General features: G+C 67.7%; 25 protein-coding genes. 11 read left to right on the top strand and 14 right to left on the bottom strand.

Features of this window, described 5'->3' with window-relative positions; genetic code table 11:
• Positions 1-75 precede the first annotated feature (75 nt).
• Genes ACW17V_RS11320 through ACW17V_RS11310 form a run of 3 tightly spaced genes read left to right on the top strand, consistent with a single transcriptional unit; the run spans position 76 to position 3,337 of the window.
• Positions 76-798, top strand: a complete 723-nt coding sequence (locus ACW17V_RS11320) for a SapC family protein (RefSeq protein ID WP_492105228.1) — start codon at positions 76-78, stop codon at positions 796-798.
• Positions 795-1,826, top strand: a complete 1,032-nt coding sequence (locus ACW17V_RS11315; protein WP_492105227.1) for a cupin-like domain-containing protein — start codon at positions 795-797, stop codon at positions 1,824-1,826. Before ACW17V_RS11320 ends, ACW17V_RS11315 begins: the two co-directional genes overlap by 4 nt.
• 20 nt (positions 1,827-1,846) lie before the next feature.
• On the top strand, positions 1,847-3,337 hold the full coding sequence (locus tag ACW17V_RS11310) for a tryptophan halogenase family protein (RefSeq protein ID WP_492105226.1): 1,491 nt from the start codon (positions 1,847-1,849) through the stop codon (positions 3,335-3,337).
• Here the strand turns inward: ACW17V_RS11310 and ACW17V_RS11305 are convergent.
• The 4 genes from ACW17V_RS11305 to ACW17V_RS11290 form a co-directional block, all read right to left on the bottom strand.
• Positions 3,334-3,909 (bottom strand): DUF1697 domain-containing protein, encoded by a 576-nt coding sequence (locus ACW17V_RS11305; RefSeq protein ID WP_492105225.1) that lies wholly within the window; start codon positions 3,907-3,909, stop codon positions 3,334-3,336. The genes ACW17V_RS11310 and ACW17V_RS11305 overlap by 4 nt on opposite strands.
• A 3-nt stretch (positions 3,910-3,912) precedes the next feature.
• Positions 3,913-5,070, bottom strand: a complete 1,158-nt coding sequence (gene metC / locus ACW17V_RS11300; protein ID WP_492105224.1) for a cystathionine beta-lyase — start codon at positions 5,068-5,070, stop codon at positions 3,913-3,915.
• A gap of 78 nt (positions 5,071-5,148) precedes the next feature.
• Entirely contained in the window at positions 5,149-5,997 is an 849-nt protein-coding gene (gene sseA / locus ACW17V_RS11295) for a 3-mercaptopyruvate sulfurtransferase (protein ID WP_492105223.1), read from the bottom strand.
• 102 nt (positions 5,998-6,099) lie between these two features.
• Positions 6,100-7,110, bottom strand: coding sequence for a cysteine synthase A (locus tag ACW17V_RS11290; RefSeq protein ID WP_492108788.1), 1,011 nt, complete (start codon positions 7,108-7,110; stop codon positions 6,100-6,102).
• Between the two features lie 117 nt (positions 7,111-7,227).
• Between ACW17V_RS11290 and ACW17V_RS11285 the strand changes: the two genes are divergently transcribed.
• On the top strand, positions 7,228-8,769 hold the full coding sequence (locus ACW17V_RS11285; RefSeq protein ID WP_492105222.1) for a cryptochrome/photolyase family protein: 1,542 nt from the start codon (positions 7,228-7,230) through the stop codon (positions 8,767-8,769).
• Here ACW17V_RS11285 and ACW17V_RS11280 read toward each other — a convergent pair.
• From ACW17V_RS11280 to ACW17V_RS11270, 3 genes are all read right to left on the bottom strand, one after another.
• The gene (locus ACW17V_RS11280; RefSeq protein WP_492105221.1) at positions 8,766-9,050 is read right to left on the bottom strand and encodes a hypothetical protein; all 285 of its coding nucleotides are present in this window, start codon (positions 9,048-9,050) and stop codon (positions 8,766-8,768) included. The genes ACW17V_RS11285 and ACW17V_RS11280 overlap by 4 nt on opposite strands.
• A gap of 69 nt (positions 9,051-9,119) precedes the next feature.
• Positions 9,120-10,355 carry a class I SAM-dependent methyltransferase gene (locus ACW17V_RS11275; RefSeq protein WP_492105220.1) on the bottom strand — a complete coding sequence of 412 codons (1,236 nt, stop codon included), beginning with the start codon at positions 10,353-10,355 and terminating at the stop codon, positions 9,120-9,122.
• A 51-nt stretch (positions 10,356-10,406) separates the two neighbouring features.
• On the bottom strand, positions 10,407-11,855 hold the full coding sequence (locus tag ACW17V_RS11270; protein ID WP_492108787.1) for a cryptochrome/photolyase family protein: 1,449 nt from the start codon (positions 11,853-11,855) through the stop codon (positions 10,407-10,409).
• Positions 11,856-11,914: 59 nt separating this feature from the next.
• On the opposite strand from ACW17V_RS11270, the gene kdsA reads away from it, so the two are divergent.
• From kdsA to ACW17V_RS11240, 6 genes are all read left to right on the top strand, one after another.
• On the top strand, positions 11,915-12,781 hold the full coding sequence (gene kdsA, locus ACW17V_RS11265; RefSeq protein ID WP_492105219.1) for a 3-deoxy-8-phosphooctulonate synthase: 867 nt from the start codon (positions 11,915-11,917) through the stop codon (positions 12,779-12,781).
• Positions 12,778-13,779 (top strand): ADP-glyceromanno-heptose 6-epimerase, encoded by a 1,002-nt coding sequence (gene rfaD / locus ACW17V_RS11260; RefSeq protein WP_492105218.1) that lies wholly within the window; start codon positions 12,778-12,780, stop codon positions 13,777-13,779. The genes kdsA and rfaD overlap by 4 nt, the downstream gene beginning before the upstream one ends.
• Before the next feature lie 26 nt (positions 13,780-13,805).
• On the top strand, positions 13,806-15,050 hold the full coding sequence (locus ACW17V_RS11255; protein ID WP_492105217.1) for an FAD-dependent oxidoreductase: 1,245 nt from the start codon (positions 13,806-13,808) through the stop codon (positions 15,048-15,050).
• An 83-nt stretch (positions 15,051-15,133) separates the two neighbouring features.
• Positions 15,134-16,618 carry an OB-fold domain-containing protein gene (locus tag ACW17V_RS11250; RefSeq protein ID WP_492105216.1) on the top strand — a complete coding sequence of 495 codons (1,485 nt, stop codon included), beginning with the start codon at positions 15,134-15,136 and terminating at the stop codon, positions 16,616-16,618.
• Positions 16,619-16,629: 11 nt separating this feature from the next.
• The gene (locus tag ACW17V_RS11245) at positions 16,630-17,832 is read left to right on the top strand and encodes an acetyl-CoA acetyltransferase (RefSeq protein WP_419255338.1); all 1,203 of its coding nucleotides are present in this window, start codon (positions 16,630-16,632) and stop codon (positions 17,830-17,832) included.
• A gap of 31 nt (positions 17,833-17,863) precedes the next feature.
• Positions 17,864-19,018, top strand: coding sequence for a DUF3089 domain-containing protein (locus ACW17V_RS11240; RefSeq protein ID WP_492105215.1), 1,155 nt, complete (start codon positions 17,864-17,866; stop codon positions 19,016-19,018).
• Here ACW17V_RS11240 and ACW17V_RS11235 read toward each other — a convergent pair.
• Both ACW17V_RS11235 and ACW17V_RS11230 read right to left on the bottom strand, forming a co-directional pair.
• On the bottom strand, positions 18,985-19,353 hold the full coding sequence (locus ACW17V_RS11235) for a DUF6285 domain-containing protein (protein WP_492105214.1): 369 nt from the start codon (positions 19,351-19,353) through the stop codon (positions 18,985-18,987). The two genes, ACW17V_RS11240 and ACW17V_RS11235, sit on opposite strands and share 34 nt — an antisense overlap.
• Positions 19,350-20,327: a phosphotransferase family protein gene (locus ACW17V_RS11230; RefSeq protein WP_492105213.1), complete on the bottom strand. Its 978-nt coding sequence runs from the start codon at positions 20,325-20,327 to the stop codon at positions 19,350-19,352. Before ACW17V_RS11230 ends, ACW17V_RS11235 begins: the two co-directional genes overlap by 4 nt.
• Before the next feature lie 116 nt (positions 20,328-20,443).
• Here ACW17V_RS11230 and ACW17V_RS11225 point away from each other — a divergent pair, with 116 nt between their 5' ends.
• Positions 20,444-21,388: a DUF808 domain-containing protein gene (locus ACW17V_RS11225; protein ID WP_492105212.1), complete on the top strand. Its 945-nt coding sequence runs from the start codon at positions 20,444-20,446 to the stop codon at positions 21,386-21,388.
• A gap of 13 nt (positions 21,389-21,401) precedes the next feature.
• Here ACW17V_RS11225 and ACW17V_RS11220 read toward each other — a convergent pair whose 3' ends face one another.
• The 5 genes from ACW17V_RS11220 to tcyL form a co-directional block, all read right to left on the bottom strand.
• Entirely contained in the window at positions 21,402-21,740 is a 339-nt protein-coding gene (locus ACW17V_RS11220) for a DUF3892 domain-containing protein (RefSeq protein ID WP_492105211.1), read from the bottom strand.
• 191 nt (positions 21,741-21,931) lie between these two features.
• Positions 21,932-24,007: an ATP-dependent DNA helicase RecG gene (recG, locus tag ACW17V_RS11215; protein WP_492105210.1), complete on the bottom strand. Its 2,076-nt coding sequence runs from the start codon at positions 24,005-24,007 to the stop codon at positions 21,932-21,934.
• Between the two features lie 39 nt (positions 24,008-24,046).
• Positions 24,047-24,349: a hypothetical protein gene (locus ACW17V_RS11210; RefSeq protein ID WP_492105209.1), complete on the bottom strand. Its 303-nt coding sequence runs from the start codon at positions 24,347-24,349 to the stop codon at positions 24,047-24,049.
• A 70-nt stretch (positions 24,350-24,419) separates the two neighbouring features.
• Complete coding sequence (locus ACW17V_RS11205; RefSeq protein ID WP_492105208.1) at positions 24,420-25,154, bottom strand: amino acid ABC transporter ATP-binding protein; 735 nt, start codon at positions 25,152-25,154, stop codon at positions 24,420-24,422.
• On the bottom strand, positions 25,151-25,810 hold the full coding sequence (gene tcyL / locus ACW17V_RS11200; protein ID WP_492105207.1) for a cystine ABC transporter permease: 660 nt from the start codon (positions 25,808-25,810) through the stop codon (positions 25,151-25,153). Before tcyL ends, ACW17V_RS11205 begins: the two co-directional genes overlap by 4 nt.

Here is a 25,810-nt window from a genome sequence, read left to right as displayed (position 1 = left end):
GCAGCGGCCTTTTTCTTCGAGATCAGCTTAGGATCGGGTCTGTGACTCAGGCCCGATCCGGCTCGAAAGGCGCGTATGACCAACAGAGTACTGCTTAACAACGTCGATCACGCCGAGCTGCGCGTGATCGCCGGCCATGGTGCGCGATTTGGCGACACCATCAATCTGGCCCTGGTGCTGCCGACCGAATTCGAGGAGGTCCAGCGCGAGTACCCCATCCTGCTGCGCAAGGACCCGAACGGCGACTATCAGGCCGTGGCCCTGCTCGGGCTGGACCGGGACGAGAACCTGTTTCTCGACGGCGAAGCCTGGTGCGCGCGCTACGTGCCCGCGGTCCAGCAGCGGGGCGCCTTTTCCATAGCGATGCAGGATCCGGGCGACGGGTCCGAGCCCGCGCCGATGATCCATGTCGACCTGGACCATCCGCGCATCAGCTCGGGCGAAGGCCAGCCCCTGTTCCTGCCGGCGGGCGGCAATGCGCCCTACCTCCAGCACGTGATGCGCGTGCTGGGCACGATCTATGACGGGCTGGACGTGGCGCCCCAGATGTACGCCGCCTTCGCCGCCCTGGACCTGATCGCGCCGGTCGAGATCAAGATCGCGCTGGATGGCGGAGCCTCCTACGACCTGCCGGACTTCCACACCATCGACGCCGACCGGCTGGCGGCCCTGTCGGGTATCGACCTGGAGCGGATGCATCGCGCCGGACTTCTGCGCGCCGCTCAATGGATCATCTCGTCGCTGGGCAATGTCCAGCACCTGGTCGAGCTGAAGAACCGGCGGCTGACGGCGCCATGACCAGGCCCGCGCGCAAGGTCATCGAGACCACGGTAGAGTCGGCGCGCGACATCCCGTTCGACGCCGTGCTGCAAGGCCAGACGCCGATGATCTTCAAGGGCTTGGCGCGCGATTGGCCGCTGGTTCGCAAGGGTCTGGAATCCCCCCGGGCGGCCATGGACTACCTGCTGGCCAACGATCGGGGCGGGCGGCTCCTGGCCTATGTGGGCAATCCTGCGATCGGAGGCCGTTTCTTCTACGATGACAGCCGCACGGCCATGAACTTTCGGGCCGAGCGGGCCGGGCTGGACGATATTCTGCGACGCATCGAGGGCGGTTTCGACCAGGCCGAGGCGCCGTCGCTCTATATCGGCTCGACCGATATGGAGACCTTCTTCCCGGGACTGGCCGCCGAGAATGATCTTGGCCTCAGCGCCGATACGTTCGGCCCCCAGCCGCCGCTGGCCAGCCTCTGGATCGGCAACCGCACCGTCGCGGCGGCCCACTATGACATGTCCAACAACATCGCCGTCTGCGCGGTGGGCCATCGCCGTTTCACCCTGTTTCCGCCCGACCAGGTCGCCAACCTGTATCCCGGTCCGCTGGAGCCGACCCCGGGCGGTCAGGTCGTCAGCATGGTCGATTTCGACGCCCCCGATTTCGAACGCCATCCGCGCTTCCGGGACGCCCTGGCCGCCGCCCAGGTGGCTGATCTGGAACCCGGCGACGTGCTGGTCTATCCGGCCCTTTGGTGGCACCAGGTCGAGGCGCTGGATCCGTTCAACGTGCTGGTCAATTACTGGTGGAACGCCGCGCCGGCCTTCATGGACACGCCCATGAACACTCTGCTGCATGGCCTGCTCAGCCTGCGCGACCGCCCGGATTTCGAGAAGCAGGGCTGGAAGGCCCTGTTCGACTACTACCTGTTTGGTCCCGCCGATCAGGCCGGCGCCCATCTGCCCGAGGCCGCGCGCGGCGCGCTGGGGCCGATGGACCTGGCCAGGGCGCGCCGTCTGCGCGCCAGTCTGCTGGACCGGCTGAACCGATAAGAAGAACAAGGGAGAAGGCCATGAGCGGTCAGGTCGTGAAGAAGGTCGTCGTCGCGGGCGGCGGCACCGCCGGCTGGATGGCCGCCGCGGCGCTCTCCAAACAGCTTGGGCCTCTGCTCGACATCACCCTGGTCGAGTCCGACGACATCGGCACCGTGGGGGTAGGGGAGTCGACCATCCCGACGGCCCGCACCTTCAATGCCCTGCTCGGCATCGACGAAGCGCAGTTCATGCGCGAGACCCAGTCGACCTTCAAGCTGGGCATCTCGTTCGAGAACTGGGGCCAGGTCGGCGACCGCTACATCCATTCGTTCGGCCAGGTCGGCAAATCCACCTGGATGGGCGGCTTCCACCACTTCTGGCTTGCAGCCCGGGCCCAGGGGTTCGGCGGCGACCTGGGCGACTACTGCTTCGAACTCAAGGCCGCAGAGGCCGACAAGTTCTTCACCGACGAGCAGGCGACGACCAACTACGCCTATCACCTGGACGCCACGCTCTATGGCCGCTTCCTGCGCGGCATGAGCGAGGGCAAGGGCGTGCGGCGCGTCGAGGGCAAGATCGCCAGCGTCAGCCAGCGCGCTGAGGACGGTTTCATCGAGGCTCTGGTCATGGAGTCGGGCGAGGTCATCGAAGGCGATCTCTTCATCGACTGCACCGGCTTTCGCGGCCTCTTGATCGAGCAGACCCTGAAGGCCGGCTGGGAGGACTGGAGCCCCTGGCTGCCGACCAACAGCGCCCTGGCCGTGCAGACCACCTCGACCGGGCCGGCCGTGCCCTATACCCGGGCCATCGCGCACAAGGCCGGCTGGCGCTGGAAGATCCCGCTACAGCACCGGGTCGGCAACGGCCTGGTCTATTGCAGCGACCACATGTCGGACGATGAGGCCCGCGCCCTGCTGCTCAGCGAGATTGACGGCGAGCCCCTGATCGAACCCCGTCTGATCCGCTACGGCGCCGGACGTCGCCGCAAGACCTGGAGCAAGAACTGCGTCGCCCTGGGCCTGGCCAGCGGCTTCGTGGAGCCCCTGGAATCCACTTCGATCCACATGATCATGATCGGCGTCACGCGCCTGATGCAGCTGTTCCCGTTCGGCGGCGTCAATGACGCCCTGATCGAGCGTTACAATCGCCTGGCCGAGGATGAGCTGGAGAAGATCCGCGACTTCATCATCCTGCACTACAAGGCCACCGAGCGGACCGACAGCCCGTTCTGGGACTATTGCCGGACGATGGACATTCCCGACAGCCTGGCCCAGCGCATCGACCTGTTTCGCGAGAACGCCCAAGTATTCCAGGCGCCGGGCGAGCTGTTCCAGGTCGATTCCTGGCTGCAGGTGCTGCTGGGGCAGCGCGTGGAGCCGCGCAGTCACCACCACATGGGCCGCCTGATGCCGCCCGAGCAGCTGCGTCAGGCCCTGGACTCCCTGAAGGGCAATATCGCCCGGGCGGTCGAGAGCATGCCCAGCCATCAAAGCTTCCTGGATCGCTACTGCGCGGCCAGGTCGGCCTAAGCTTCGGCTTCGGCTTCGGCTTCGGTTCCGGCTTCTGCAGTCGCCTCGCCGATGGCCTGAACGATGGTCCATGTGCGGCTGGTGATGCGGGTCGCCAGGGCCTTCTCGACGACGTTGTTGCTGAATTTCGAAGCGCCCAGCCCATTGGGATAGGTGACATAGAACTGGCGGCTCTCGACGCGCAGTTGCTCGCCGTCGGTCAGCTTGGCGCGCAGGGCGCCGATGACCTTCTTGTCGGGCGGATCCTTCAGGAACAGCGTCATCAGCAGGCCCGGATCGGTTTCCGCGAACTCCGCATAGGGATTGGCGGCGATGATCGCGGCCCAGGCCTGCGCGGTGCGGACATAGATGTCGGTGCGCAGGCCAAGGCGGGCGTGGATCTCGGTCTCCAGGAAATTCTGCAGGTCGGCGCCAGTGCGCGCGGGGCTGTCGAACACCAGATTGTTGGCACCGCCGACCGCGCGGGCGTTGGCGAACCCCAGCGCGCCCAGCAGGTCGACGAAGGTCTCGGCCGCGATGGGTTTCTGGCCGCCGGGGCTGACGCCGCGCAGCAGGGCGATGTGGGTGGTCATGAGCTAGGCCTGACTGTTCAGAGCGGCGAACCCGCGCTCCAGATCGATGATGAGGTCGGCCGGGGCTTCCAGACCGATATGCAGCCGCAGCAATGGGCCTTCCAGCCGAACGGGGAAAGAGCGGCTTTGCAATTGCGGATCGCAGTGGATGGCCAGGCTCTCGTACCCGCCCCAGGAAAAGCCGAGGCCGAAAAGGCGCAGGGCGTCGAGGAAGGCGTGAACCGCCTTTTCGGAGGCAGGCTTGAGCACCACGCCAAACAGGCCGCACGCGCCGCTGAAGTCGCGCGTCCACAGGGCATGGCCAGGATCGTCGGGCAGGGCGGGATGCAGCACCCGCGCCACTTCCGGCCGCTGTTGCAGCCAGCGGGCGATGGTCAGGCCGTTTTCGTGGTGACGGGGCAGGCGGGTAGCCATGGTGCGCAGACCGCGCAGCATGGTGTAGGCGTCGTCCGCCGACACCGACCAGCCGATATCCCACATGGCGTCGTCCAGCGCCCTGGCGATGGTCGGGTCGCAGGTCGCCACCGAGCCCATGAAGCAGTCCGAATGGCCGCCGACATATTTTGTCAGGGCCTGGATGCTGAGGGTGACGCCGTGGCTCAGAGGCTTGAAATAGAGGCCCGCCGCCCAGGTGTTGTCGATCAGGGTCAGGATGCCCCGCGCGTTGGCGGCCGCCGCGATGGCGGGCACATCCTGCATCTCGAAGGTCAGGGAGCCGGGCGCTTCCAGCAGGATCAACCGGGTTCTGGCCGTGGTCAGATCCATCAGCTGATCGGGCGTCAGGGCGGGATCATAATAGGTGGTCGAGACGCCAAAGCGGGTCAGCAGCCGGTCGCAGAACCGGCGTGTCGGCCTGTAGGCGCTGTCGACGACCAGAAGCTCGTCCCCGGCCTTCAGCACCGCCAGCAGGGCGCCGGTGATTGCCGCCAGCCCCGAAGGATAGAGGGTCACGTTCGACGCGCCTTCCAGCTCCGCCAGCGCCGTCTGCAGGGCGGCCGGCGAGGCCAGGCCCGTGATCCCGTAGCTGATCTGGTCGTCGTCATACAGCGACGCCGCATTGGGCATCAGCACTGTCGAGCCGCGCTGGATCAGCGGATTGACGGTCTTGGCCGCGAGAGCCGATGACGCGCCCGTGCGGATCAGGCGAGTTTCTTCATCCATGGGCAGGGGGCTCCGGGCGACGCGGCGATTGCGCGTGGTTTAGGCCGGGTTGCCCGATGCGCCAAGTCGTACGCGGCCTCAGGCCGGACCTGTGACGACCGGCGTGTCGGCCAGTCCGCCCCATTCGGTCCACGACCCGTCATAGACGGCGGCGCGCGGCGATCCCAGGCGCGCCAGGGCCAGGGCCACGACCGAGGCGGTGATGCCCGAGCCGCAGGTCGCGGCGACCGGCTTGGCGACGTCGACGCCGGCGGCGGCGAACACGGCCGCCAGTTTGTCGGCGCTCAGCATCGTGCCGTCCGGCGCCAGCATGTCGCCTAGGGGGATGTTGCGCGAGCCGGGGATATGGCCGCCGCGCAGGCCGGCGCGGGGCTCGGGCGCCTCGCCGGTGAAACGGCCGGCGGGGCGGGCGTCGACGACCTGCTCGCGGCCGGTCTCGAGGTTGCGCTTCATCTGATCGACCGAGCGGACGATGTCGGCCTGGAAGCGCGGGGTGAAGTGGCGCTCCTGCGGCAGGGCGGGGCCATCCTCGATCGGGTGGCCTTCGGCGATCCATTTGGGCAGGCCGCCGTCCAGCACCACGACGTCCTCGTGGCCCATGGCGCGGAAGGTCCACCAGACGCGGGCGGCGGGCAGGATGCCGAGGCTGTCATAGACGACGATGCGCGACCCATCGCCCAGGCCCAGCTTGCGGACCCGCGAGGCGAACTTGATCGGGCTGGGCAGCATGTGCGGCAGGCTGGAGGTCTCGTCCGAGATCTCGTCGATGTCGAAGAACACAGCGCCCGGAATGTGGGCCAGCAGGAACTCGGCCTTCGGATCGCGCGGCGTGCCCGGCATGAACCACGAGGCGTCCACGATCCGCACGTCCGGCGCTTCGAGATGGTCGCGTAGCCAGGCGGTCGAGACGAGAGGGTCTTGGGTCATGCGCTACGCCTTTCGGGGTCTGACTCGCCCCTGATTGAGGGCGGACAGGATCGCGGGATCGGGGAGGATGGGCAAGCGGCCTCCGACCCTTAAGCGCGTCTTCTACATCCAGCCCGGCGTCGGCAGGCCCTTTTCGGCGAGGAAGGCCGGGTTGAACAGCTTGCTCTGATAGCGTGAACCGTGGTCGCACAGGATGGTCACGATGGTGTGGCCGGGACCCATCACCCGGGCCAGTTCAACGGCGCCGGCGACGTTGATCCCTGCCGAGCCGCCCAGGCACAGGCCTTCGTGCTCGACCAGATCGAAAACGACCTTGAGCATGTCCTCGTCGCTGATCCGGAAGGGGTGATCGACCACCAGGCCGTCCAGATTGCCGGTGACGCGGCCCTGGCCGATACCCTCGCTGATCGAGGTTCCCTCCGACTTCAGTTCGCCGTCCCTGTACCAGCTGTAGAGGGACGCGCCGTGCGGGTCGGCCAGGCCGATCTTCACCGAGGGCTTGCGCTCCCGCAGCGCCTGGGCGACGCCGGCCAGGGTGCCGCCCGAGCCGACGGCGCAGATGAAGCCATCGACCTTACCGTCTGTTTGTTCGAAGATTTCCGGGCCGGTGGTCAGGTAGTGCGCCTGGCGGTTGGCGACATTGTCGAACTGGTTGGCCCAGATCACGCCATTGGGCTCGGTCCTGGCAAGTTCCTCGGCCAGGCGCCCGGAATAGCGGACATAGTTGTCGGGGTTGGAATAGGGAACGGCGTCCACCTCGACCAGTTCTGCGCCGAGAAGACGGATGGCGTCCTTCTTCTCCTGGCTCTGGGTGCGGGGGATGACGATCGTGGTTTTGTAGCCCAGGGCCGAGGCGACCATCGCCAAACCGATGCCGGTATTGCCCGCCGTGCCTTCGACGATCCGGCCGCCGGGCTTGAGCAGGCCCCGCGTCTCGGCGTCGCGGATGATGCCCAGGGCGGCGCGGTCCTTGACCGATTGGCCGGGGTTCATGAACTCGGCTTTGCCCAGGATTTCGCAGCCCGTCGCCTCGCTGGCGCGATGCAGGCGGATCAGAGGCGTATTGCCGATGGCGTCCAGAACACTGGGGGAGACGCTGGCTTTGAAGGTCATGTGCGCGGATCGGTAAAGCTGGAGGGTGCGAGGCAGGGCGAGCATGGTAGATCGTGTCGAAGCAACCCGAAGCAAGCCCAGTTTTCCTTAAAGGCCGGATCAGGCAGTGAGCAAACCATGACGGATCAGGCCCGGGGCGCGCTGCGGCTGGTGCTGGGCGATCAGCTGAGCGACGACCTTTCGGCCCTGGCGGGGTTGGATCCTGACCGCGACATCGTCCTGATGACTGAGTCGGTGGCCGAGGCCGCGGCCTGGAAGCATCACAAGCAGAAGCTGGTTCTGGTGTGGTCGGCGATGCGCCAGTTCGCCCAGCGCCTGCGGGATCGGGGCGTGCGCGTGCGCTATGTCAGGCTGGACGATCCGGCCAACACCCGCTCGATCGGCGGCGAGATCGCCCGCGCCCTGGCCGAGGAGCCGCTTGGCCGGGTTATCCGCACGGCCTGCGGCAAGTGGGGGCTGGAAAATCATCTGCTGACCCTGGCCCAGACCCTGCCGGTTCCTGTGGAAACCCGCGAGGACGACCGCTTCCTGTGCTCGCGCCAGCGGTTCGCCGCCTGGGCCGAGGGGCGCAAGGAGCTGCGGATGGAGTATTTCTACCGCGAGATGCGCCGCGCCACCGGCTTGCTGATGGACGGCGACAAGCCCGTCGGCGGGCAGTGGAACTTCGACGCCGAGAACCGCAAGAAGCTGCCGGCCGGCGTGCGGCCGCCGGCCCGCCTGCGCACCCCGCCGAACGCTGTGACGCGCGAGGTGATGGCGATGGTCGGGTCAGGCTTTGACGACCATTTCGGCCGCGTCGACACTTTCGCCTGGCCGACCAATCCCGAGGAGGCGGAAGCGATCCTGGATCACTTCTTCGCCGACATGCTGGCCGGCTTTGGCGATTGGCAGGACACCATGAGCTGGGGGCGGCCGTTCCTGTGGCACAGCCTGATCTCGCCGGCTCTGAACATCGGTCTACTCGACCCGCTGACCATCTGCCGGCGCGCCGAGGCGGCGTATCGGGCCGGCAAGGCGCCGCTGAACGCGGTCGAGGGTTTCATCCGCCAGATCCTGGGGTGGCGGGAATTCGTGCGCGGCGTCTACTGGCTGAAGATGCCCGAATACGCCCTGCGCAACGCGCTCGACGCCGAGGGCAAGCTGCCGTGGTTCTACTGGACCGGCGAGACCGACATGGCCTGCGTCGCCGACGCCGTGACCGCCGCGCGCGATCACGCCTATGCCCACCACATCCAGCGGCTGATGGTCACCGGCAATCTGGCCATGCTGCTGGGCGTCCACCCGGACGCGGTCGACGACTGGTACATGGTGGTGTTCGCTGACGCCTATGAGTGGGTCGAGATGCCCAATACGCGCGGCATGGCCACCTTCGCCGATGGCGGCATCGTGGGCTCAAAACCCTATGCGGCCAGCGGCGCCTATATCGACCGGATGAGCGATTACTGCAAAGGCTGCCGCTACGACGTCAAGGATCGCAACGGCGATAATGCCTGTCCGTTCAATGCCTTGTACTGGGATTTTATCGATCGGCATGAAGTCCGCCTGGCGGGCCTGGGGCGGATGATGATGCCGCTCAAGACCCTGTCGAAAATGCCTGACACCGAGCGGGCGGCCTTCCGCGCCAAGGCGGCGGCGACCCGCAAGGCCATGGGGGTCTAGGTCGGGCTGGCGTGGGTCTCGATGACGTTGAGCAGGGCCAGTGGCCCGCCGGCGGTCGTGGCGGCGCACCAGACATTGTGCAGGCCCTCGACCTCGACCAGGCGGTTCTCGACCGCATCGACCATGATGCCTTCGGCGATGTCGGACGACACCTCGCCCAGCAGCTGCTCTTCCTGCAGTTCGCCGCACCAGGCGGTGACCGCGTCAACCGGCGTGGCGGCGTCGAACTGGGTTATGTAGGTGCCGCCGTGGAAGTCCAGGACCATGGTGTAGAGGTTCATTCGAACGCGACCTTGATGTGCTTTTGATCATCTACGCACACCGAAGGTCATGATGCGAAGGCCAAACGACTAGGTCCTGCTCAGGCCCAGCTGGATCACATTGGTGCGCTCGGTGCGGAAGCCCGCCTCGCAATAGCTGAGATAGAACCGCCACAGCCGCCGGAAGCGCTCGTCAAAGCCCAGCTTGACGATCTCGTCCCAGGCCGCCTCGAACCGGCGAGCCCAATCGGCCAGGGTGTCGGCGTAGTCCTGACCAAAGCGGTTGATCTCGCGCCACTCCAGGCCGGCCTTCGTGGTCTCGGCCTTCAGACGTGTTTCGCTGGGCAGCATGCCGCCCGGGAAGATGTAGCGCTGGATGAAGTCTGTGTGGGTCCGATAGTGCTCGAACAGCTCGTCGCGGATGGTGATGATCTGCAGACCGGCGCGGCCGCCGGGGCTCAGCACCTCATGGATCTTGCCGAAATAGGTCGGCCAGTATTCCTCGCCGACGGCCTCGAACATTTCGATGGAGGCCACGCGGTCAAAGCGGCCCTCAACATCGCGATAGTCGATCAGCTGGATGTCGGCCTTTTCGGCCAGGCCCAGATCGAACAGGCGCTTGCGGGCGAAGTCGTGCTGGGCGGGCGAGATGGTGATGCCCGTGACACGCGCCCCGACCTCCCTGGCCGCGAACTCGGCGAAGCCGCCCCAGCCGCAACCGATCTCCAGAACGCTCTGGCCGGTCTGCAGGTCGAGGGTCCGCGCCAGGGCCGCGTACTTGGCGCGCTGGCCATCCGCGAGGGTCTGGCCGGGCTTGTCATAGAGCGCCGACGAATAGGTCATGCTGGAGTCCAGCCAGCGGGAATAGAAGGCGTTGCCCAGGTCGTAGTGGGCGTGGATGTTCTTCTTCGAGCCCCGGCGATCGTTGCGATTGAACAGGTGAAAGAGGGCGTTGATCGCCCGCATCGCGATATTGCCCTCGACCAGGTCGTGCAGGCGATCGAAGTTCAGCGAGAAGGCCTCCAGAACCGTCGACAGGTCGGGCGTGTCCCATTCGCCGGCGATGAAGCCCTCGGCGAAACCGATGTCGCCCGAGGCCAGGGCGCGGCGCACGAAGCGATAGTCGCGGATCTGGATCACCGCCCGGGGGCCGGGTGTCTTGCCCTCGATGTCGAACCGCTTGCCCGAGGGCAGGATGAAGCTGAGGGAGCCCGCCGCCCAGTTCTCGGCCGCAACGCGCAGGGCCGTCCGGAACGCGCCCGGGGCGCGCCGCAGATCGGGGTCATTCCAGAGCGCTGTGTCCGAACAGGTCATGGCGGTCCGCATGCGGTCTCCTGGGTACTAAACGCTTTCGAGACCGTCTTCGCAAACCCGCCATCAGCCTCCCTTGAGGCTCTGATAGGCGTCCAGGGCGCGTTGCCGCGCCCGGGCATGATCCACGACCGGTCTTGAGTATGTACGCTTGGCGGCGGGGGTGAGATGCGTCGGCGCCGTCCACGGGCTGTGGATAACCTTGTCGGGCAGGTTGCTCAGCTCGGGAACCCAGCGGCGCACATAGACGCCACGCGGATCGAACTTCTCGCCCTGGGTGATCGGATTGAAGATCCGGAAATAGGGCGCGGCGTCCGCGCCGCTGCCGGCGGTCCACTGCCAGTTGCCGACATTGTTGGCCAGATCGGCGTCCAGCAGCGTGTCCCAGAACCAAGCCTCGCCCTGACGCCAGTCGATCAGCAGGTGCTTGATCAGGAATGAGGCCACGATCATCCGCACGCGATTGTGCATGAAGCCGGTGGCCCACAGCTCGCGCATGCCGGCGTCGACGATGGGATAGCCGGTCTGACCCCGGGTCCAGGCCGCGAAAGCCGCCTCGTCGTGGTTCCAGGGGAAGGCGTCGAACTCGGGCCGGAAGTTGGCGGTGGTGATGTCTGGCCGATGGAACAGTATGGAGTGATTGAACTCGCGCCAGCCCACCTCCGACAGGAACTTGTCGGCCTGGGCGACGGGAATGTTTCCCGCGGCCGCCTCGGCCCGCGTGGCCACCCAGATCTGCCGGGGCCCGATCTCGCCGAAATGCAGGTGCGGCGACAGTAGCGAGGTCACCTCGACCCCGGGGATGTCGCGCTTGTCGGCATAGTCCTGGATTTTCGAGCTCAGGAACGACACCAGGCGATCGACCGCGCCGGCCTCGCCGGGCGACCACATCGAGAAGCCGGTCGACCAGTCCGGCCGGGTCGGATGCAGGCCCCAGTCGGACAGACCGTCGCTGGACGGCCATGCGGTGGGCGAGGGCAGGGCTGCGGGCGCCGCTGTCACATGCACCTCGCCGATATGGTCGCGCGCCGCGCGCCAGTAGGGCGTGAAGACCTTGTAGCCTTCGCCGGAACCGTTCTTCACGGTCCAGGGCTCGTTCAGCAGGCTGGCGTTGAAACTCTCGCAGGCCAGACCCCGCGCCCGGACCTCGGCCTTGATCGCGGCGTCGCGGTCGATGCTGGCCTTGTCGTACAGCCGGTTCCAGAAGACGCCCGCCGCGCCGGTCTCGGCGATCAGGGCGTCAAGAACTTCGGCCGCCTGACCCCGGCGCAGGATCAGCCTGCCGCCACGCTTGTCGATATCGGAGCCCAGGGCGGCGAGCGACTTGTCCAGCCACCACAGCGACGCCGCGCCCATCGGGCGAATACCCGGGGTTTCATCGAGAATGTAGAGCGGGATCACGGGCCGCCCCGTCGCGACCGCCGCGTTCAGGGCTGGATTGTCGGTCAGTCGCAGGTCCTTGCGAAGCCACACCAGGATCGGTCCGTCGCCGCCTATGTCGATCCGCACTTGCACCATCTCGCTTCTGAGGCCACCTGTCTGACCTGAAATCACCACTCGCCGGAAGTCTTGCCTTGAGTCAGCCCCAAGCCGTAGCCCCAAACGCCGTCGTCGAGGTCAAGACCGCGAACGGCAAGCCCGTTCGCATCGGTAATGGCGAAAAGCTGTCGATCATCGCCGGCCCCTGCCAGATGGAAAGCCGCCAGCATGCGCTGGAAACCGCCCATGCCCTGCGCGAGATGGCTGACCGCCTGGGCGTCGGCCTGATCTACAAGACCTCCTACGACAAGGCCAACCGCACCTCGGCCAACGCCCAGCGCGGCATCGGTCTGCATGACAGCCTGGCGATCTTTCAGGAGATCCGCGAGGTCACCGGCCTGCCGACCCTGACCGACGTCCACGAGATCAGCCACTGCGCCCCGGTGGCCGAGGCCGTCGACGTGATCCAGATCCCGGCTTTCCTGTGCCGCCAGACCGACCTGCTGGTCGCCGCCGCCAATACGGGCCGGGCGATCAACATCAAGAAGGGCCAGTTCCTGGCGCCGTGGGACATGAAGAACGTCATCGCCAAGGTGACGGGCGCCGGCAATCCCAACGTCATGGCCTGCGAGCGCGGCGTGTCGTTCGGCTACAACACCCTGGTCAGCGACATGCGCAGTCTGCCGATCATGAAGGAGATCGGCTGCCCGGTCGTCTTCGACGCCACCCACAGCGTCCAGCAGCCCGGCGGGCTGGGAGGCTCCTCGGGCGGTCAGCGCGAGTTCGTGCCGGTGCTGGCCCGCGCCGCCGTCTCGATCGGCGTGGCCTGCGTGTTCATGGAAACCCACCCTGATCCCGACAACGCCCCGTCTGATGGTCCCAACATGGTGCCGATGAGCCAGTTCGAGGCCCTGATCGCCAACCTTCTGGACTATGACGCCCTGACCAAGCGGGCCGCATGACCCGCAAGACCGTCCTCGTCACCGGCGGCGCCGGTTTCATCGGCTCCAACATCGTCGCCAAGCTGTGCGAGGATCCGGCCATCGACGTGGTGGTCTGCGATCGTCTGCGGCACGCCGACAGCGGCAAGTGGCGCAATCTGGCCAAGTCGCCGATCGCCGACTTCGTGGCGCCGGAAGACCTGTTTGCCTGGCTGGCCAGGCGCGGCGGCGACGTCGAACTGGTCATCCACATGGGCGCGGTGTCGTCCACCACCGAGCCAGACGCCGACAAGATCATCCAGTCCAACTTCGTGCTGTCGCGCGACCTGTGGGATTGGTGCGCCGAGCATGGCCGCCGGATGATCTACGCCTCTTCGGCGGCGACCTATGGCGACGGGACCCTGGGCTTCGACGGGCTGGATGACTTGGAGTCACTCAAGGCCCTGCGTCCGCTCAACGCCTATGGCTGGTCCAAGGCCCTGTTCGACATCTACGCCGTCCGCGAAGCCGCGCGCGGCCGCAAGCCGCTGCAGTGGGTGGGGCTGAAGTTCTTCAACGTCTATGGCCCCAACGAGGACCACAAGGACGGCATGAAGTCGGTGGTCGCCCAGATCTGGCCCAAGGTCGCGGCCGGGGAGGGCGTCAAGCTCTTCAAGTCGCACAATCCCGACTACGAAGACGGCGGCCAACTGCGCGACTTCGTCTATGTGCGCGACGCGGCCGATATCGTCGGCTGGCTGGGCGATAATCCGCAAGTCAACGGCGTGTTCAACCTCGGTTCGGGTCAGGCCCGTACCTTCAAGGCCCTGGCCGAGGCGACCTTCCAGGCCGTCGGGCGCCAGCCGGACATCAGCTATGTCGAGATGCCCGAGGTGCTGCGCGGCAAGTACCAGTACTTCACGCAGGCGCGCATGGAGCGTCTGCGGGCGGCGGGCTACACTGCGCCTATGACGTCGCTCGAGGACGGGGTGGCGGACTATGTGGCCGGGTATCTGAATACGGACGACCCCTACCGCTGAACCTGTTCCGCCCGGAGGTTTGAGCCATGAGCCCCCAGATCGCCGCCAGCCTTGATGTGCAGTGCTGCATCGTGGGCGGTGGTCCGGCCGGCGTCATGGCGGGGCTGCTGCTGGCCCGGGCCGGGATCGAGGTGGCGGTGCTCGAGAAGCACGGCGACTTCCTGCGCGATTTCCGGGGAGACACCGTCCATCCCTCGACCCTGCAGGCCATCGCCGATCTGGGCCTGCTCGACGCCTTCCTGACGCTGCCCCATACCGAAGTCAGCCAGCTGTCGGGCGAGTTTGGCGGGACGGTGGTGCGGCTGGCCGACTTCTCGCACCTGCCGACCGCCGCGCGCTTCATCGCGTTGATGCCGCAATGGGACTTTCTGAACTTTCTGGTCGGCTGCGCCCGCCGGTTTCCGCAATTCCGGATGCTGATGCAGACCCGGGCGGATGACCTGATCGAGACCGACGGACGGGTGACGGGTGTGCGGGTGACCACGCCCGACGGGCCGCTGGATGTTCGGGCGCGGCTGGTGATCGCTGCAGATGGCCGGAGCTCCCGCATGCGGGACCAGTCCGGCTTGCCCGTCACGGATCTGGGCGCGCCGATGGATGTGCTGTGGATGCGCCTCTCACGGCGGCCCGATGACGCGGCCGAGCTGCCGCTTGGCCGGGTCAGCGACGGCCGCATGTTCATCATGATCCCGCGCGAGGGCTATTTCCAGTGCGGCTATGTCGCCGCCAAGGGCCGTTTCGCGGCCATCCAGGCGGCGGGGATCGAGGCCTTCCGCCGCGATGTCGCCCTGGCCGGCCCGGCAATCGCCGATCGGGTGGACGAGCTGAAAAGCTTCGACGACGTGCATCTGCTGACGGTCACCGTCGACCGGCTGGAGCGGTGGTCGCGGCCGGGCCTGCTGTGCATCGGCGACGCCGCCCACGCCATGTCGCCGGTCGGCGGCGTGGGGATCAATCTGGCGGTGCAGGACGCCGTCGCCGCCGCCAATCTGCTGCATGACGCCTTCGCCGGTTCGGACGTCCGGCTCGACGCGCGGCTGGACAGCGTGCGCGCGCGACGCCTGCCGGCGGTGAAGGCCATGCAGGCGTTGCAGGTCCTCGTCCAGAAGCGGGTCATCGGCGCAGCCCTGGACGGACGACCGCTGAAGGCGCCCGCCGCCCTGGGGCTGTTCAACCTGGCGCCTATCCTGCGCCGGCTTCCCGCCCGCGTGATCGGCATGGGGTTCCGGATGGAGCGGGTGCGCTCGCCCGACGTCCACGGCGCCGGATGACGCTTGACGAAGCGGCACGCTTGAAGCGCCCGAAGGCCCCGGCCTAGGCTGAGGGCAACGAAATTGTACCGAGGGATGGAGACATGGTCGGCATCGCCGCCTGGGGCGCCTACGCGCCGCGTCTACGCTTGAGCCGCAGGGCGGTGGTCGAGGCCAACGCCTGGGTCGCCCCCAACCTGAAGTCCAAGGGCAAGGGCGAGCGGTCCATGGCCAACTGGGACGAGGACGCCCTGACCATGGCGGTCGAGGCGGCCCGCGACGCCCTGGGGGCCGGCGACGACCGCAGCCACATCGACGCGCTCTACTTCGCCTCCACGACGGCGCCGTTCGCCGACCGGCTGAACGCGGGCGTCGTCTCGGCGGCCCTGACGCTGGAAAAGTCGATCACCGCCAGCGATGTCACCGGCTCGCAGCGCTGCGGCCTGACGGCCCTGGCCGACGCCCTGGCGGCGGTGTCCGGCGGCGCGGCGAAGACGGCGCTGGTCGCGGCCGGCGAACGCCGCAAGGCGCGCGCGGTCTCGGCGCTGGAGCTCGACTGCGGCGACGGGGCGGCAGCCTTTGTGGTCACCGCCGAGGGCGGCGCGGCCGATTTCCTGGGGCGCGGCAGCGTCACCGATGACTTCGTCGACCACTTCCGGGGCAATGACGGCGGCTTCGACTATGCGTGGGAAGAGCGCTGGATCCGGGACGAGGGCATCGTCAAGCTGGTCCCGCCGGCCATCACGCGGGCGCTGGAGGCGGCGAGGGTCTCGGCCGCCGAGGTGACCCATTTCTGCTTCCCGTCGACCTTCTCCGGCATGGCCGCGACCCTGGCCAAGACCCTGGGCATCCCGGCCGAAGCCGTGCGCGACAACCTCGCCGCCGTGATGGGCGAGGCGGGCAGCGCCCACGGCCCGCTGATGCTGGCCCACGCGCTGGAACAGGCCAAGGCGGGCGAGATCATCGTCGTCGCCCAGTTCGGCCAGGGCGCCGAGGCCCTGGTGTTTAGGGCGACCGGCGCGGCCAACCTCAAGCCCGCACGCGGCGTCACGGGGTCGCTGGCCGACCGCCAGGAAGAGACCAACTATCTGAAGTTCCTGATGTTCAATGGCCTGGTCGACTGGGACAAGGGCATGCGGGCCGAGAAGGACAACAAGACCGCCCTGACGACCCTCTATCGCAACGAGGACATGATCCTGGGCCTGGTCGGCGGTCGCTGCCGCGAGACCGGCGTGGTGCAGTTCCCTCGCACCCGCATCTCGGTGGCCCCCAACAACCCCGCCGTCGACACCCAGGAGCCGTACCGCTTCGCCGAGCGCAAGGCGTCGGTGCTCAGCTACTCGGCCGACTATCTGACCTTCTCGATGGCCCCGCCCAACCACTACGGCATGATCGTCTTCGAGGGCGGCGGCCGGATCATGATGGACATCACCGACGTGTCGCCTGGCGACGTCGACACCGGCCTGCCGGTCAAGATGGTGTTCCGCATCAAGGACATCGACGAGAAGCGCGGCTTCGTCCGCTATTTCTGGAAGGCCGCGCCGGATCGTTCGGCGGTTTCAGCTCAAACCGCCGTCGCGGCGGAATAGGAGAGACGATCATGGCGCAAGGCATCCGCGACAAGGTCGCTATCCTGGGTATGGGCTGCAGCAAGTTCGGCGAGCGCTGGGACTGCGGTCCCGACGACCTGATGGTCGAGGCCTATATCGAGGCCATGAGCGACGCCGGCATCGAGCCCAGCCAGCTGGACGCGGCCTGGTTCTCGACCCATGTCGACGAGATGGGCACCGGCAAGGGCGGCACGCCGATGTCGATCGCCCTGCGCCTGCCCAATATCGCCGTGACGCGCGTGGAGAACTTCTGCGCCTCGGGCTCGGAAGCCTTCCGGGGCGCGGTCTATGCCGTGGCCTCGGGCGCGGCCGACATCGCGATCGCGCTCGGCGTGGAGAAGCTGAAGGACACCGGCTATGGCGGCCTGCCGGTTGCCAATCCCGGCACCCTGATGCCTCAGGTCATGCCCAACGGCTCGGCCCCCGGCAACTTCGCCCAGCTGGCCAGCGCCTATCGCGCCAAGCACGGGGTCAGCAAGGACGACCTCAAGCGCGCCATCGCCCATGTCTCGGTCAAGAGCCACGCCAACGGGGCCAAGAACGCCAAGGCCCATCTGCGCAAGCCGGTCACGGTCGAGCAGGTGCTGAACGCCCCGATGATCGCCGAGCCGCTGGGCCTGTTCGACTGCTGCGGCGTGTCGGACGGCGCGGCCTGCGCGATCGTCACCACGCCGGAGATCGCCAAGGCGATGGGCAAGAAGAACCTGACCATGGTCAAGGCGATCCAGCTGTCGGTCTCCAACGGCTATGAAAGCCAGTACAACGGCTGGGACGGCAGCCACTTCCACACCGCCCGCATCGCCGCCGGCAAGGCCTATCGCGAGGCCGGCATCGAGCGGCCGCGCGAGCAGATCTCGATGATCGAGGTGCACGACTGCTTCTCGATCACCGAGCTGGTGACGATGGAGGACCTGTTCATCTCGCCCGAGGGCCAGGGCTGGCGCGACGTGATGGACGGCTTCTATGACGCCGACGGCGGGGTGCCGTGCCAGATCGACGGCGGCCTCAAGTGCTTCGGCCACCCGATCGGGGCTTCGGGCCTGCGGATGCTCTACGAGATGTACCTGCAACTGCAGGGCCGCGCCGGTGAGCGTCAGCTGAAAGACCCGGTTTTCGGCATGACCCACAATCTGGGCGGCGCCCCGGCCAGCAATGTGTGCTCGGTGGCGATCATCGGGCAGGAGGGGGCTTAAACCTCGTCAAGGCTTGGTGTAGGCCAAGGCCATGGGCGATCGCTTCAAGGGCTTCAAGCGCTGGATCTTTGCGGGAGCGGTGCTCTTTCTGGGGCTGCTGATCGCGGCCGCCTTCGTGTGGCGCTACGACATCCTCAGCAACGCCCTGGACCCCAAGGTCCCGTTCCTGACCTATGAGCCGCCGCCCCCACCGCACTATGCGCAGGCCGCGTCCTGGGCGCTGCGGCCCAAGGATCCGTCCGGCCCGGCGCCCAATGACCTGCCGGCCGACGTGTTCTTAGTCCACCCCACCACCTTTGACGGCGGCCAGGACTGGAACGGAGCCATCGATCAGCCCAAGGCCCAGCGGTTCCTGAACCGCGTGGTGCTGCCCAACTATGCCGGGCCGTTCTATCGTGTGGGTCGGGTGTTCGCGCCGCGCTATCGTCAGGCCAGCCTCTACACCTATCTCACCCTGCGCGACGACGCGCGCGAGGCGCGGCGCTTTGCCTATGGCGACGTGCGCGAGGCGTTCCGGCTCTATCTGGCCCGCTACAACAATGGTCGGCCTTTCATCCTGGTGGGCGTCGAGCAGGGCGGGGCGATGTCCGCGCGGCTGCTGCGCGAAGAGGTCGCCGCCGATCCGGCGGTCCGAAAACGCCTCGTCGCGGCCTATCTGATCGAGACCATTGTCCCGGCCGAGGAATACGGCCTGGTCTCGCCTCTGCCGGCCTGCGAACGGCGCGGGCAGGCCGGATGCGTCGCGGCCTGGGCGTCGGCTCAGGAGGGCGACTTCCAGCGGATCCAGGAGTTGACCCATCGCTCGCTGATCTGGGACGCCGGCGACCAGCTGATCGACCTGAACGGCCGTCGGGCGCTGTGCTTCAATCCGCTGCTGGGCGGCGTCAGCCAGGAGCGGGCGCCGGCGCGGCTTAACCTGGGGGCGGCAAACGCCACCGGCCTGGAATGGGGCGCGCGGCCGGCCTTCCTGCAGCGCCAGGTCTGGGCCCAGTGCGAGGATGGCCTGCTGCATACCAGTCGGCCCAAATCGACATCCCTGCGCGATGGCGGCTCGTGGGCCGACCGCCGCAAGGTCGACGCGTTCAATCTGTTCTATGCCGACATCGAGGCCGACGCCCAGGGGCGGGTCGCCACTCTGACGGGCCGGCCGGTTCAGTCGGCAAGCAGCGCTTCCAGTCCCGAATAGGTTGGCTGGTCGATGGCGATCCGCGCGATCGCCGTCGCGCGAAGATGGGCCAGCAGGGCCGGCGCGCGCGGGTCCTGGTGGCCCGATCGCAGGGCCTGACAAAGCCTGTGGTTCAGCTCCGTGAAGTCACCGTCGATCCCCAGCAGGTCCGAAAGCCGCGCGCATTCCTCGGCCTCGGCGACGGCGCCCAGATCGGCTTCGCGGGCAAGCAGGGCGCGGGCGTTGTCGGCCACGCGGGCCAGAAATACGCGACGCGCGTCGGCCGGGCCTTCGGCCTCGCGGTCGAACAGGGCGAGGGCGGTCTGGAGTTCGCCGGCGGTCGGGCAGGTGATCACGCCATCGTCTCCATCAGTCGGACCAGATCGATCTCGGCTTCGCTGACCCGCCGGCCGATCATGGCCCGTTCAATCGAGGGATCGGCGCCGGTCGCGAAGCTGGAATACATCATCAGGCACATGACGCCCCATTTCAGCGAACCCAGGGCCTGCCAGAACTGCAGGCGTGACAGCGGGATCTCGCGCCCGCCGGCCTGGGCGTAGCCGTCCAGCAGGGCCTGATAGTCGCCAAAGCCGCCCACCGGCCTGCGCCACTGCCCGAAGCGCCAGGAATTGACGCAGATCCAGCCCAGGTCCTCGGCCGGGTCGCCCAGATGGGCCAGTTCCCAGTCCAGCACGCCGACCAGGCCCTGCTCGGGATGGATCATCAGGTTGCCATTGCGAAAATCGCCGTGGACCAGCACCGGCGTCACGGGCTCGGGGGCTGAGGCCTCCAGCCAGCGAAAGGCCGCCTCGAAGGTCGGGCGCTCGGCGCCATGCTGGCGGTAGACCTCTTCGTAGCGGGCCAGCTCGCCCCGGGCGTCCGACGTTGTCAGCGGCGGCAGGTCGTCCAGCGCGGCGCCGTGGATCCGGGCCAGCACCTGGCCGCAGCGGCGCGCCAGATCGGGCCGCACCGCGTCGAAAGCGGCGTCGCGCACGATGCGCTTGCCCAGGGTCTCGCCCTCGAGCCGTCGCATTACGAAGGCCTCGCCCAGGCCATCCTCGGGATCGCACACACGCTCGACGATCGGAACCGGCGCGCCGGCCCGGCCGGCGGCCACGATCAGGGCGGCCTCGTGGGCCAGGGGCGCGGCGGTCTCGCGCGGCGGTGCGTTGTCAGGGCGTCGACGCAGGATCAGGGCCGCGCCATCGTCGAGGTCGAAGGCCCAGGTCTCCAGACTGGCGCCGCCCGACAGCCGTCGGGCGTTGATCGCCGTCGTCGCGGTCGGCGACAGGCGGGGTGCGAGGCGGGCGAGGGCGGCGGGAATATCCATCAAACCTAGGTTTCAGGCCTCACCCAGCGTCACGCAAGGGATCGCGTGGTCGACTTTCAACGCGGATCACCACACCTTGGCGCTCTCCCCATTCTGTTTCGACGATCGAGAGTTTCATGCCTTCTGGTCTCGCCGCCCTGCTGGATGATGTCGCCGGCATAACCAAGCTCGCCGCTGCCTCCCTGGATGACGTCACGGGCGCGGCCGGCAAGGCCGGGACCAAGGCTGTGGGTGTTGTGGTGGACGACGCGGCGGTGACGCCCGGCTACGCCATGGGCTTCACGCCCGACCGCGAACTGCCGATCGTCTGGAAGATCGCGGTGGGCTCGTTCAAGAACAAGCTGTTGTTTCTGCTGCCCGGGGCGCTGCTGCTCAGCGCCTTCGCGCCGTGGGCGGTCACGCCGATCCTGATGGTCGGCGGATCGTATCTGGCCTTCGAGGCGACCGAGAAGATCCTGGAGGCCCTGAGCGGCCAACACAGCGCCGACGAGCCCGAAGAACTGGCTCTGAGCGGTCCGGAGCTGGAAGCCCAGAAGGTCAACGGCGCCATCCGCACGGACCTGATCCTGTCAGGCGAGATCATGGCCATCGCCCTTGCCGACGTGGCGGGCAAGCCGCTGCTGATCCAGGCCGGCGCCCTGGCCATGGTCGGCGTGCTGCTGACCGTGGCGGTCTATGGCGTGGTCGGGCTGATCGTGAAGATGGACGACATCGGCCTGCATCTGGCCCAGCGCAAGAACGCCGGCATACGCGGTCTGGGACGCGGCCTGGTCAAGGCCATGCCCATCACCATGGAGGCCCTGACCATCATCGGCACCGCCGCCATGCTGTGGGTCGGCGGGGGCATCATCGTCCATGGCCTGGAGCACTTCCACCTGACCCCGATCCCGGTCTGGGTGGAAGGTTTCTCGCACTGGGCCCATGGCGTTCCCGGCGTGGGCGCGGTGACCGGCTGGCTGGCCTTCGCCCTGGGCTCAGCCGCAGTGGGCCTGGTGGTCGGCGGCGTGCTGGCGGGCGTCATGCACCTTTGGCATCACCGCAAGGGCGCGGCGGCTCACTGAGCCGCCTGCGCGCTCAGGCGGTCTCGGTCTCGGTCTCGGTCTTGGCGGTTTCTGTTTCGGCCGTTTCGGTCGCGGGGAAGTCCGGCAGCGTCAGCAGGTCGTGCGGCTCGTTGCGGTCGTTGGCTGTCTTCAGATAGCGGCAACCGGTGCGGCTGGTCTGGGCCTCGACCTTGACCTCGACATCGTCCCGCATGACGAAGAAGCGCCACTTGCCGCTGTCGACCAGCTTGATCGCTTCCTTGATCGTCAGCTTCCAGGGCTTGGCCACGCCGCCGCCGATGTGGGTGATCCGCTCATAGGTGCTGTGACGATCGTTCTGGGCGGCAAAGCTGATTTCGGCGCGTTGAGCCATGGTCTCTTCCGGGGTCCGCGCAGGGTAAGCAACGGCGCCGGTCAGTTTGCGACTGCGCGCAAAGCCGGGGCGCCAAGAAGGCTGGTCTGCTGGTGCAATGAGCGTCGAAGGATCAACGCGTTCGTCAGTATAGCAGCTTAAGCTCACTTTGGGGGATCATTCGACGTCCAAGGCCTTTCCGCTGGCGGGCTCTACCCTGCGTCGTGCTGTGGCGCGGCGGGTTTCCAGTCGAAAAGTTCCTGCAGAGTGCGCACGGCCTGACCGCGTGGCGAGGTCAGTTCCGGGTCGCGGGCCAGGATCAGGCGGGCGTCGTCGGCGGCCACCGCGATCAGGTCGCGGTGGGCCACGGGGTCGGCGAGTCGATAGGCGGGAAAGCCGCTCTGCTTGAGACCCAGCGGATCGCCTCCGCCGCGCAGCTCCAGATCCTTCTCGGCGATCTCGAAGCCGTCGTCGGACTTGCGCAGGATATCCAGCCGCTGCTGGGCGGTGTCGGACAGCGGCAGGTCATACAGCAGCACGCACGAGCTTTCCCGCGCCCCGCGGCCGACCCGGCCGCGCAGCTGGTGCAGTTGGGCCAGGCCGAAGCGCTCGGCCTGTTCGATGACCATGATGCTGGCGTTGGGCACATTGACCCCGACCTCGACCACGGTGGTGGCGACCAGCACCGAGACCTTGCCGTCGACGAAGTCGGCCATGACCGCGTCCTTCTCGGCGGCGGGCATCTGGCCGTGCACCAGGCCCACCGAAGGGCCGATGATCTGGCGCAGGTCGGCGGCGCGGGCTTCGGCGGCCTGCAGGTCGATCTTTTCGGACTCCGAGACCAGCGGGCAGATCCAGAAGGCCTGGGCCCCGCCCTGCGCCGCGCTCTTTAGGCGGGCGACGATCTCGGGCAGGCGGGGCATCGGCACCGCGCGGGTGGCCACCGGTGTTCGGCCCGGCGGCTTTTCGTCGATGCGCGAGACGTCCAGATCGCCGAACACCGTCAGCTCCAGGGTGCGCGGGATCGGGGTGGCCGACATGGCCAGCAGATGCACCCCGTCCCCCTTGTCCTGCAGTCGACGACGCTCGTTGACGCCAAAGCGGTGCTGTTCGTCGATGATCGACAGGCCAAGCGCCTTGAACACCACATCGTCCTGGAACAGGGCATGGGTGCCGATGGCCACGGCGTGTGCGCCATTGGCCAGACCGGCCAGCTTGTGGGCGCGGCCCGCGCCCTTGTCGCGTCCGGTCAGCAGGATCACCGACAGACCCAGGGCCGTCAGGGCCGGGGCGATGGTCTCATAGTGCTGGCGGGCCAGGATCTCGGTCGGGGCCATGAACGCCGACTGCAGGCCCGCGCCGGCCGCGTCGGCTATGGCCAGCATGCCAACCACCGTCTTGCCCGAGCCGACATCGCCCTGCAGCAGCCGGCTCATCCGCTCGCCGGAGGCCAGATCGCCCCTGACTTCGGAGAGCGCGCGGATCTGGGCGCCGGTCAGCCTGAAGGGCAGGGCCTTTTCGGCGTCGGCGGCCAGGGGGCTGGGGCCGATGCGCGGGGCCGGCTGGGCGCGGCGCGAGGCCTTGCGCTGGGCCAGGGCCAACTGATGGGCCAGCAGTTCGTCATAGGCCAGGCGCCGGCGGTGCGGCGACAGCAGGTGGATATCGGCTTCGCCGCCGGGGTTATGGGCCGCGGCGAAGGCCGCGCGCCAGGTCGGCAGGCCTTCACGGCTTTGCCAGGCGGGGTCCAGCCATTCGGGCAGCTCGGCGGCGCGGTCCAGGGCTTCCAGGGCGAAGCGGCGGAAGGTGCGCGAGGGCAGGCCGGCGGTGGCGGGATAGACCGGTTCGAACTCGGGGATCTCGCCGGCGCGGTCTTCCGGCAGCAGATATTCGGGGTGGGCGACCTGGATCTCGGAGCCGAACCGCTCGACCTTGCCGCTGACGGCGCGGCGGGCGCCGACCGGATGCTGGCGTTCCAGGTGGGGGCCGTGGCCCTTGAACCAGGTCAGGGTCAGGAAGCCGGTTTCGTCCCAGGCGCGGATCTTCCACGGCTGGCCCAGGCGACCGGGCGGCTGGTGGGCGTCGATGCTGACGACAAAAGTCTGGACCTGGCCGTCGACGGCGCGGTCGACCGTGGTGGCGGTGCGGCGGATGACGCTGGTGGGGACGGTGAACAGCACGTCGCGGACGATCGCGCCGGCGATCTTCTCGACCAGGGGCGCGACGCGCGGCCCCACGCCTTTCAGCGTGGAGACCGGCGTGAACAGCGGGAAGAGAATCTCGGGTCGCATCGGCTGGACAATAGCGAAGCCGGCGACAGATGGGGACGTTTACGCGTCCCGGTTCATCACGGGATCAAGCGCCGTGACGAGATCGGCATGCTCCTCGGCGCGCGAGGCGCCCGAGACGTTCAGGCGCGTGTAGAGCGCGGCTGCGCCATGACGGGTCTGGGCCTCCGGCCAGCGCGCGGCGGCGCCGATCAGGTTGTTGGCCTCGCCGGCGAACAGCACGACGCCCTTGGCGTCGACATAGACGAAATTGCCAGCGATGGTCGTCCGGGGATCAGCGTCCTCGGCCAGCTTGTAGCGGTAGACGGCGCCGGAAGCGCCTTTCAGTTCGATATAGAGTTTCACAGGACCTCGCCTCAACAGCACGCGGCGTTGGCGGCGATGTGGTGGGGGGCGCCCTTGGCCAAAATAAGGCTCAGGGCGTCGTCACTTTGCCGAGGAATCGTCGCGTGCGCTCTTCCTTAGGCGCTCCGAACAGCTCGCGCGAGGGGGCCTGTTCGACGATAGCGCCGTCATCCATGAAGATCGTGCGGTCGGCGACGTCGCGGGCGAAGTCCATCTGGTGCGTGACGATCAGCATGGTGCGTCGTTCCGCGGCCAGTTCACGGATGACCGAAAGCACCTCGCCGACCAGCTCAGGATCGAGGGCCGAGGTGGGCTCATCGAACAGAATCACCTCCGGATCCATGGCCAGCGCGCGTGCGATGGCGCAGCGCTGCTGCTGGCCGCCCGACAGTTCGCCGGGATAGGCGTTGGCCCGGCCGCCCAGTCCAACCTTGTCCAGAAGCGCCAGGCCACGCTCTCGCGCCTGGGCCCGGGACTGCTTGCGAACAAAGATCGGGCCTTCGATCACATTCTCAAGCGCGGTGCGGTGCGGGAAGAGGTTGAAGCTCTGGAAGACGAAGCCCACCCGGCCCTTCAGGGCGCGGGCCAGCGGCGCGCGGGGCGCGGCCTCGACGCCGGCGATCTTCAGCGATCCGCCGTCCAGCAGCTCCAGCCCGGCCATGCAGCGCAGTAGGGTGGACTTGCCCGAGCCGCTGGGGCCGATGATGGCGACGACCTCGCCGGTGGCGACTTCCAGGTCGACGTCCCTCAGGACGGGAACCACGCCGAAGCGCTTGATCAGGCCCCTGGCGGAAACGGCGCTCATCGGCGGCCCTCCGCGGCGCGGCGTTCCAGTACGCCCTGTCCGGCGGCCAGCAGGGTCGAGACGATCCAGTAGATGGCCGCCGCCGCCAGATACATCGTGAAGATCTCGAAGGTGCGGGCCGTGATCAGCTGGGTCTGGCGAAACAGCTCCGGCACCTGGATGGTCGCGGCCAGCGAGGTGTCCTTGACCAGGCTGATGAAGCTGTTGGACAGCGGCGCGACGGCGGTGCGGGCGGCCTGGGGCAGGATCACCCGGCGCAGGGCCTGCCCACGGCTCATGCCCAGCACGGTGGCGGCCTCCCACTGGCCGCGATCGACATTGGCGATGGCGCTGCGCAGGATCTCGCAGGCATAGGCGGCGATGTTCAGCGAGAAGCCGATACCGGCGGCCAACAGCGGCGGCAGCTCGATCCCGAACTGCGGCAGGCCGTAATAGATCAGAAACAGCTGCACCAGCAGCGGCGTGCCGCGAATGGCCGAGACATAGGCTCCCGCCGGCCAGCGCAGCAGGAACGAGCGCGACAGCCGCATCAGGGCCAGCCCAAAGCCCAGTACAAGCCCAAGGCTCATGCCGATCAGGCTGAGCGCCACGGTATAGCCCGCGCCCTTCAGCAGCAGCGGCGCCGACTGGGTCAGAAGATCGAGGGTGGCGTCCAT

The sequence above is a fragment of the Caulobacter sp. FV2ye17ST genome (genome assembly GCF_058680955.1).
Note: the sequence above shows the minus strand (reverse complement) of the source record. Positions and strands in the feature narration are given on the sequence as shown.

What these genes read in the sequence shown, in the direction of transcription:
- ACW17V_RS11240 (WP_492105215.1), top strand. Translation starts at nt 17,864, where the DNA reads ATGGGCGATCGCTTCAAGGGCTTCAAGCGCTGGATCTTTGCGGGAGCG.
- ACW17V_RS11230 (WP_492105213.1), bottom strand. Translation starts at nt 20,327, where the DNA reads ATGGATATTCCCGCCGCCCTCGCCCGCCTCGCACCCCGCCTGTCGCCG.
- ACW17V_RS11225 (WP_492105212.1), top strand. Translation starts at nt 20,444, where the DNA reads ATGCCTTCTGGTCTCGCCGCCCTGCTGGATGATGTCGCCGGCATAACC.
- tcyL (WP_492105207.1), bottom strand. Translation starts at nt 25,810, where the DNA reads ATGGACGCCACCCTCGATCTTCTGACCCAGTCGGCGCCGCTGCTGCTG.
- metC (WP_492105224.1), bottom strand. Translation starts at nt 5,070, where the DNA reads ATGGATGAAGAAACTCGCCTGATCCGCACGGGCGCGTCATCGGCTCTC.
- rfaD (WP_492105218.1), top strand. Translation starts at nt 12,778, where the DNA reads ATGACCCGCAAGACCGTCCTCGTCACCGGCGGCGCCGGTTTCATCGGC.
- ACW17V_RS11250 (WP_492105216.1), top strand. Translation starts at nt 15,134, where the DNA reads ATGGTCGGCATCGCCGCCTGGGGCGCCTACGCGCCGCGTCTACGCTTG.
- ACW17V_RS11315 (WP_492105227.1), top strand. Translation starts at nt 795, where the DNA reads ATGACCAGGCCCGCGCGCAAGGTCATCGAGACCACGGTAGAGTCGGCG.
- ACW17V_RS11245 (WP_419255338.1), top strand. Translation starts at nt 16,630, where the DNA reads ATGGCGCAAGGCATCCGCGACAAGGTCGCTATCCTGGGTATGGGCTGC.
- recG (WP_492105210.1), bottom strand. Translation starts at nt 24,007, where the DNA reads ATGCGACCCGAGATTCTCTTCCCGCTGTTCACGCCGGTCTCCACGCTG.
- ACW17V_RS11285 (WP_492105222.1), top strand. Translation starts at nt 7,228, where the DNA reads ATGACGGATCAGGCCCGGGGCGCGCTGCGGCTGGTGCTGGGCGATCAG.
- ACW17V_RS11275 (WP_492105220.1), bottom strand. Translation starts at nt 10,355, where the DNA reads ATGCGGACCGCCATGACCTGTTCGGACACAGCGCTCTGGAATGACCCC.
- ACW17V_RS11320 (WP_492105228.1), top strand. Translation starts at nt 76, where the DNA reads ATGACCAACAGAGTACTGCTTAACAACGTCGATCACGCCGAGCTGCGC.
- ACW17V_RS11290 (WP_492108788.1), bottom strand. Translation starts at nt 7,110, where the DNA reads ATGACCTTCAAAGCCAGCGTCTCCCCCAGTGTTCTGGACGCCATCGGC.
- ACW17V_RS11220 (WP_492105211.1), bottom strand. Translation starts at nt 21,740, where the DNA reads ATGGCTCAACGCGCCGAAATCAGCTTTGCCGCCCAGAACGATCGTCAC.
- ACW17V_RS11205 (WP_492105208.1), bottom strand. Translation starts at nt 25,154, where the DNA reads ATGAGCGCCGTTTCCGCCAGGGGCCTGATCAAGCGCTTCGGCGTGGTT.
- ACW17V_RS11305 (WP_492105225.1), bottom strand. Translation starts at nt 3,909, where the DNA reads ATGACCACCCACATCGCCCTGCTGCGCGGCGTCAGCCCCGGCGGCCAG.
- ACW17V_RS11255 (WP_492105217.1), top strand. Translation starts at nt 13,806, where the DNA reads ATGAGCCCCCAGATCGCCGCCAGCCTTGATGTGCAGTGCTGCATCGTG.
- sseA (WP_492105223.1), bottom strand. Translation starts at nt 5,997, where the DNA reads ATGACCCAAGACCCTCTCGTCTCGACCGCCTGGCTACGCGACCATCTC.
- ACW17V_RS11280 (WP_492105221.1), bottom strand. Translation starts at nt 9,050, where the DNA reads ATGAACCTCTACACCATGGTCCTGGACTTCCACGGCGGCACCTACATA.
- ACW17V_RS11310 (WP_492105226.1), top strand. Translation starts at nt 1,847, where the DNA reads ATGAGCGGTCAGGTCGTGAAGAAGGTCGTCGTCGCGGGCGGCGGCACC.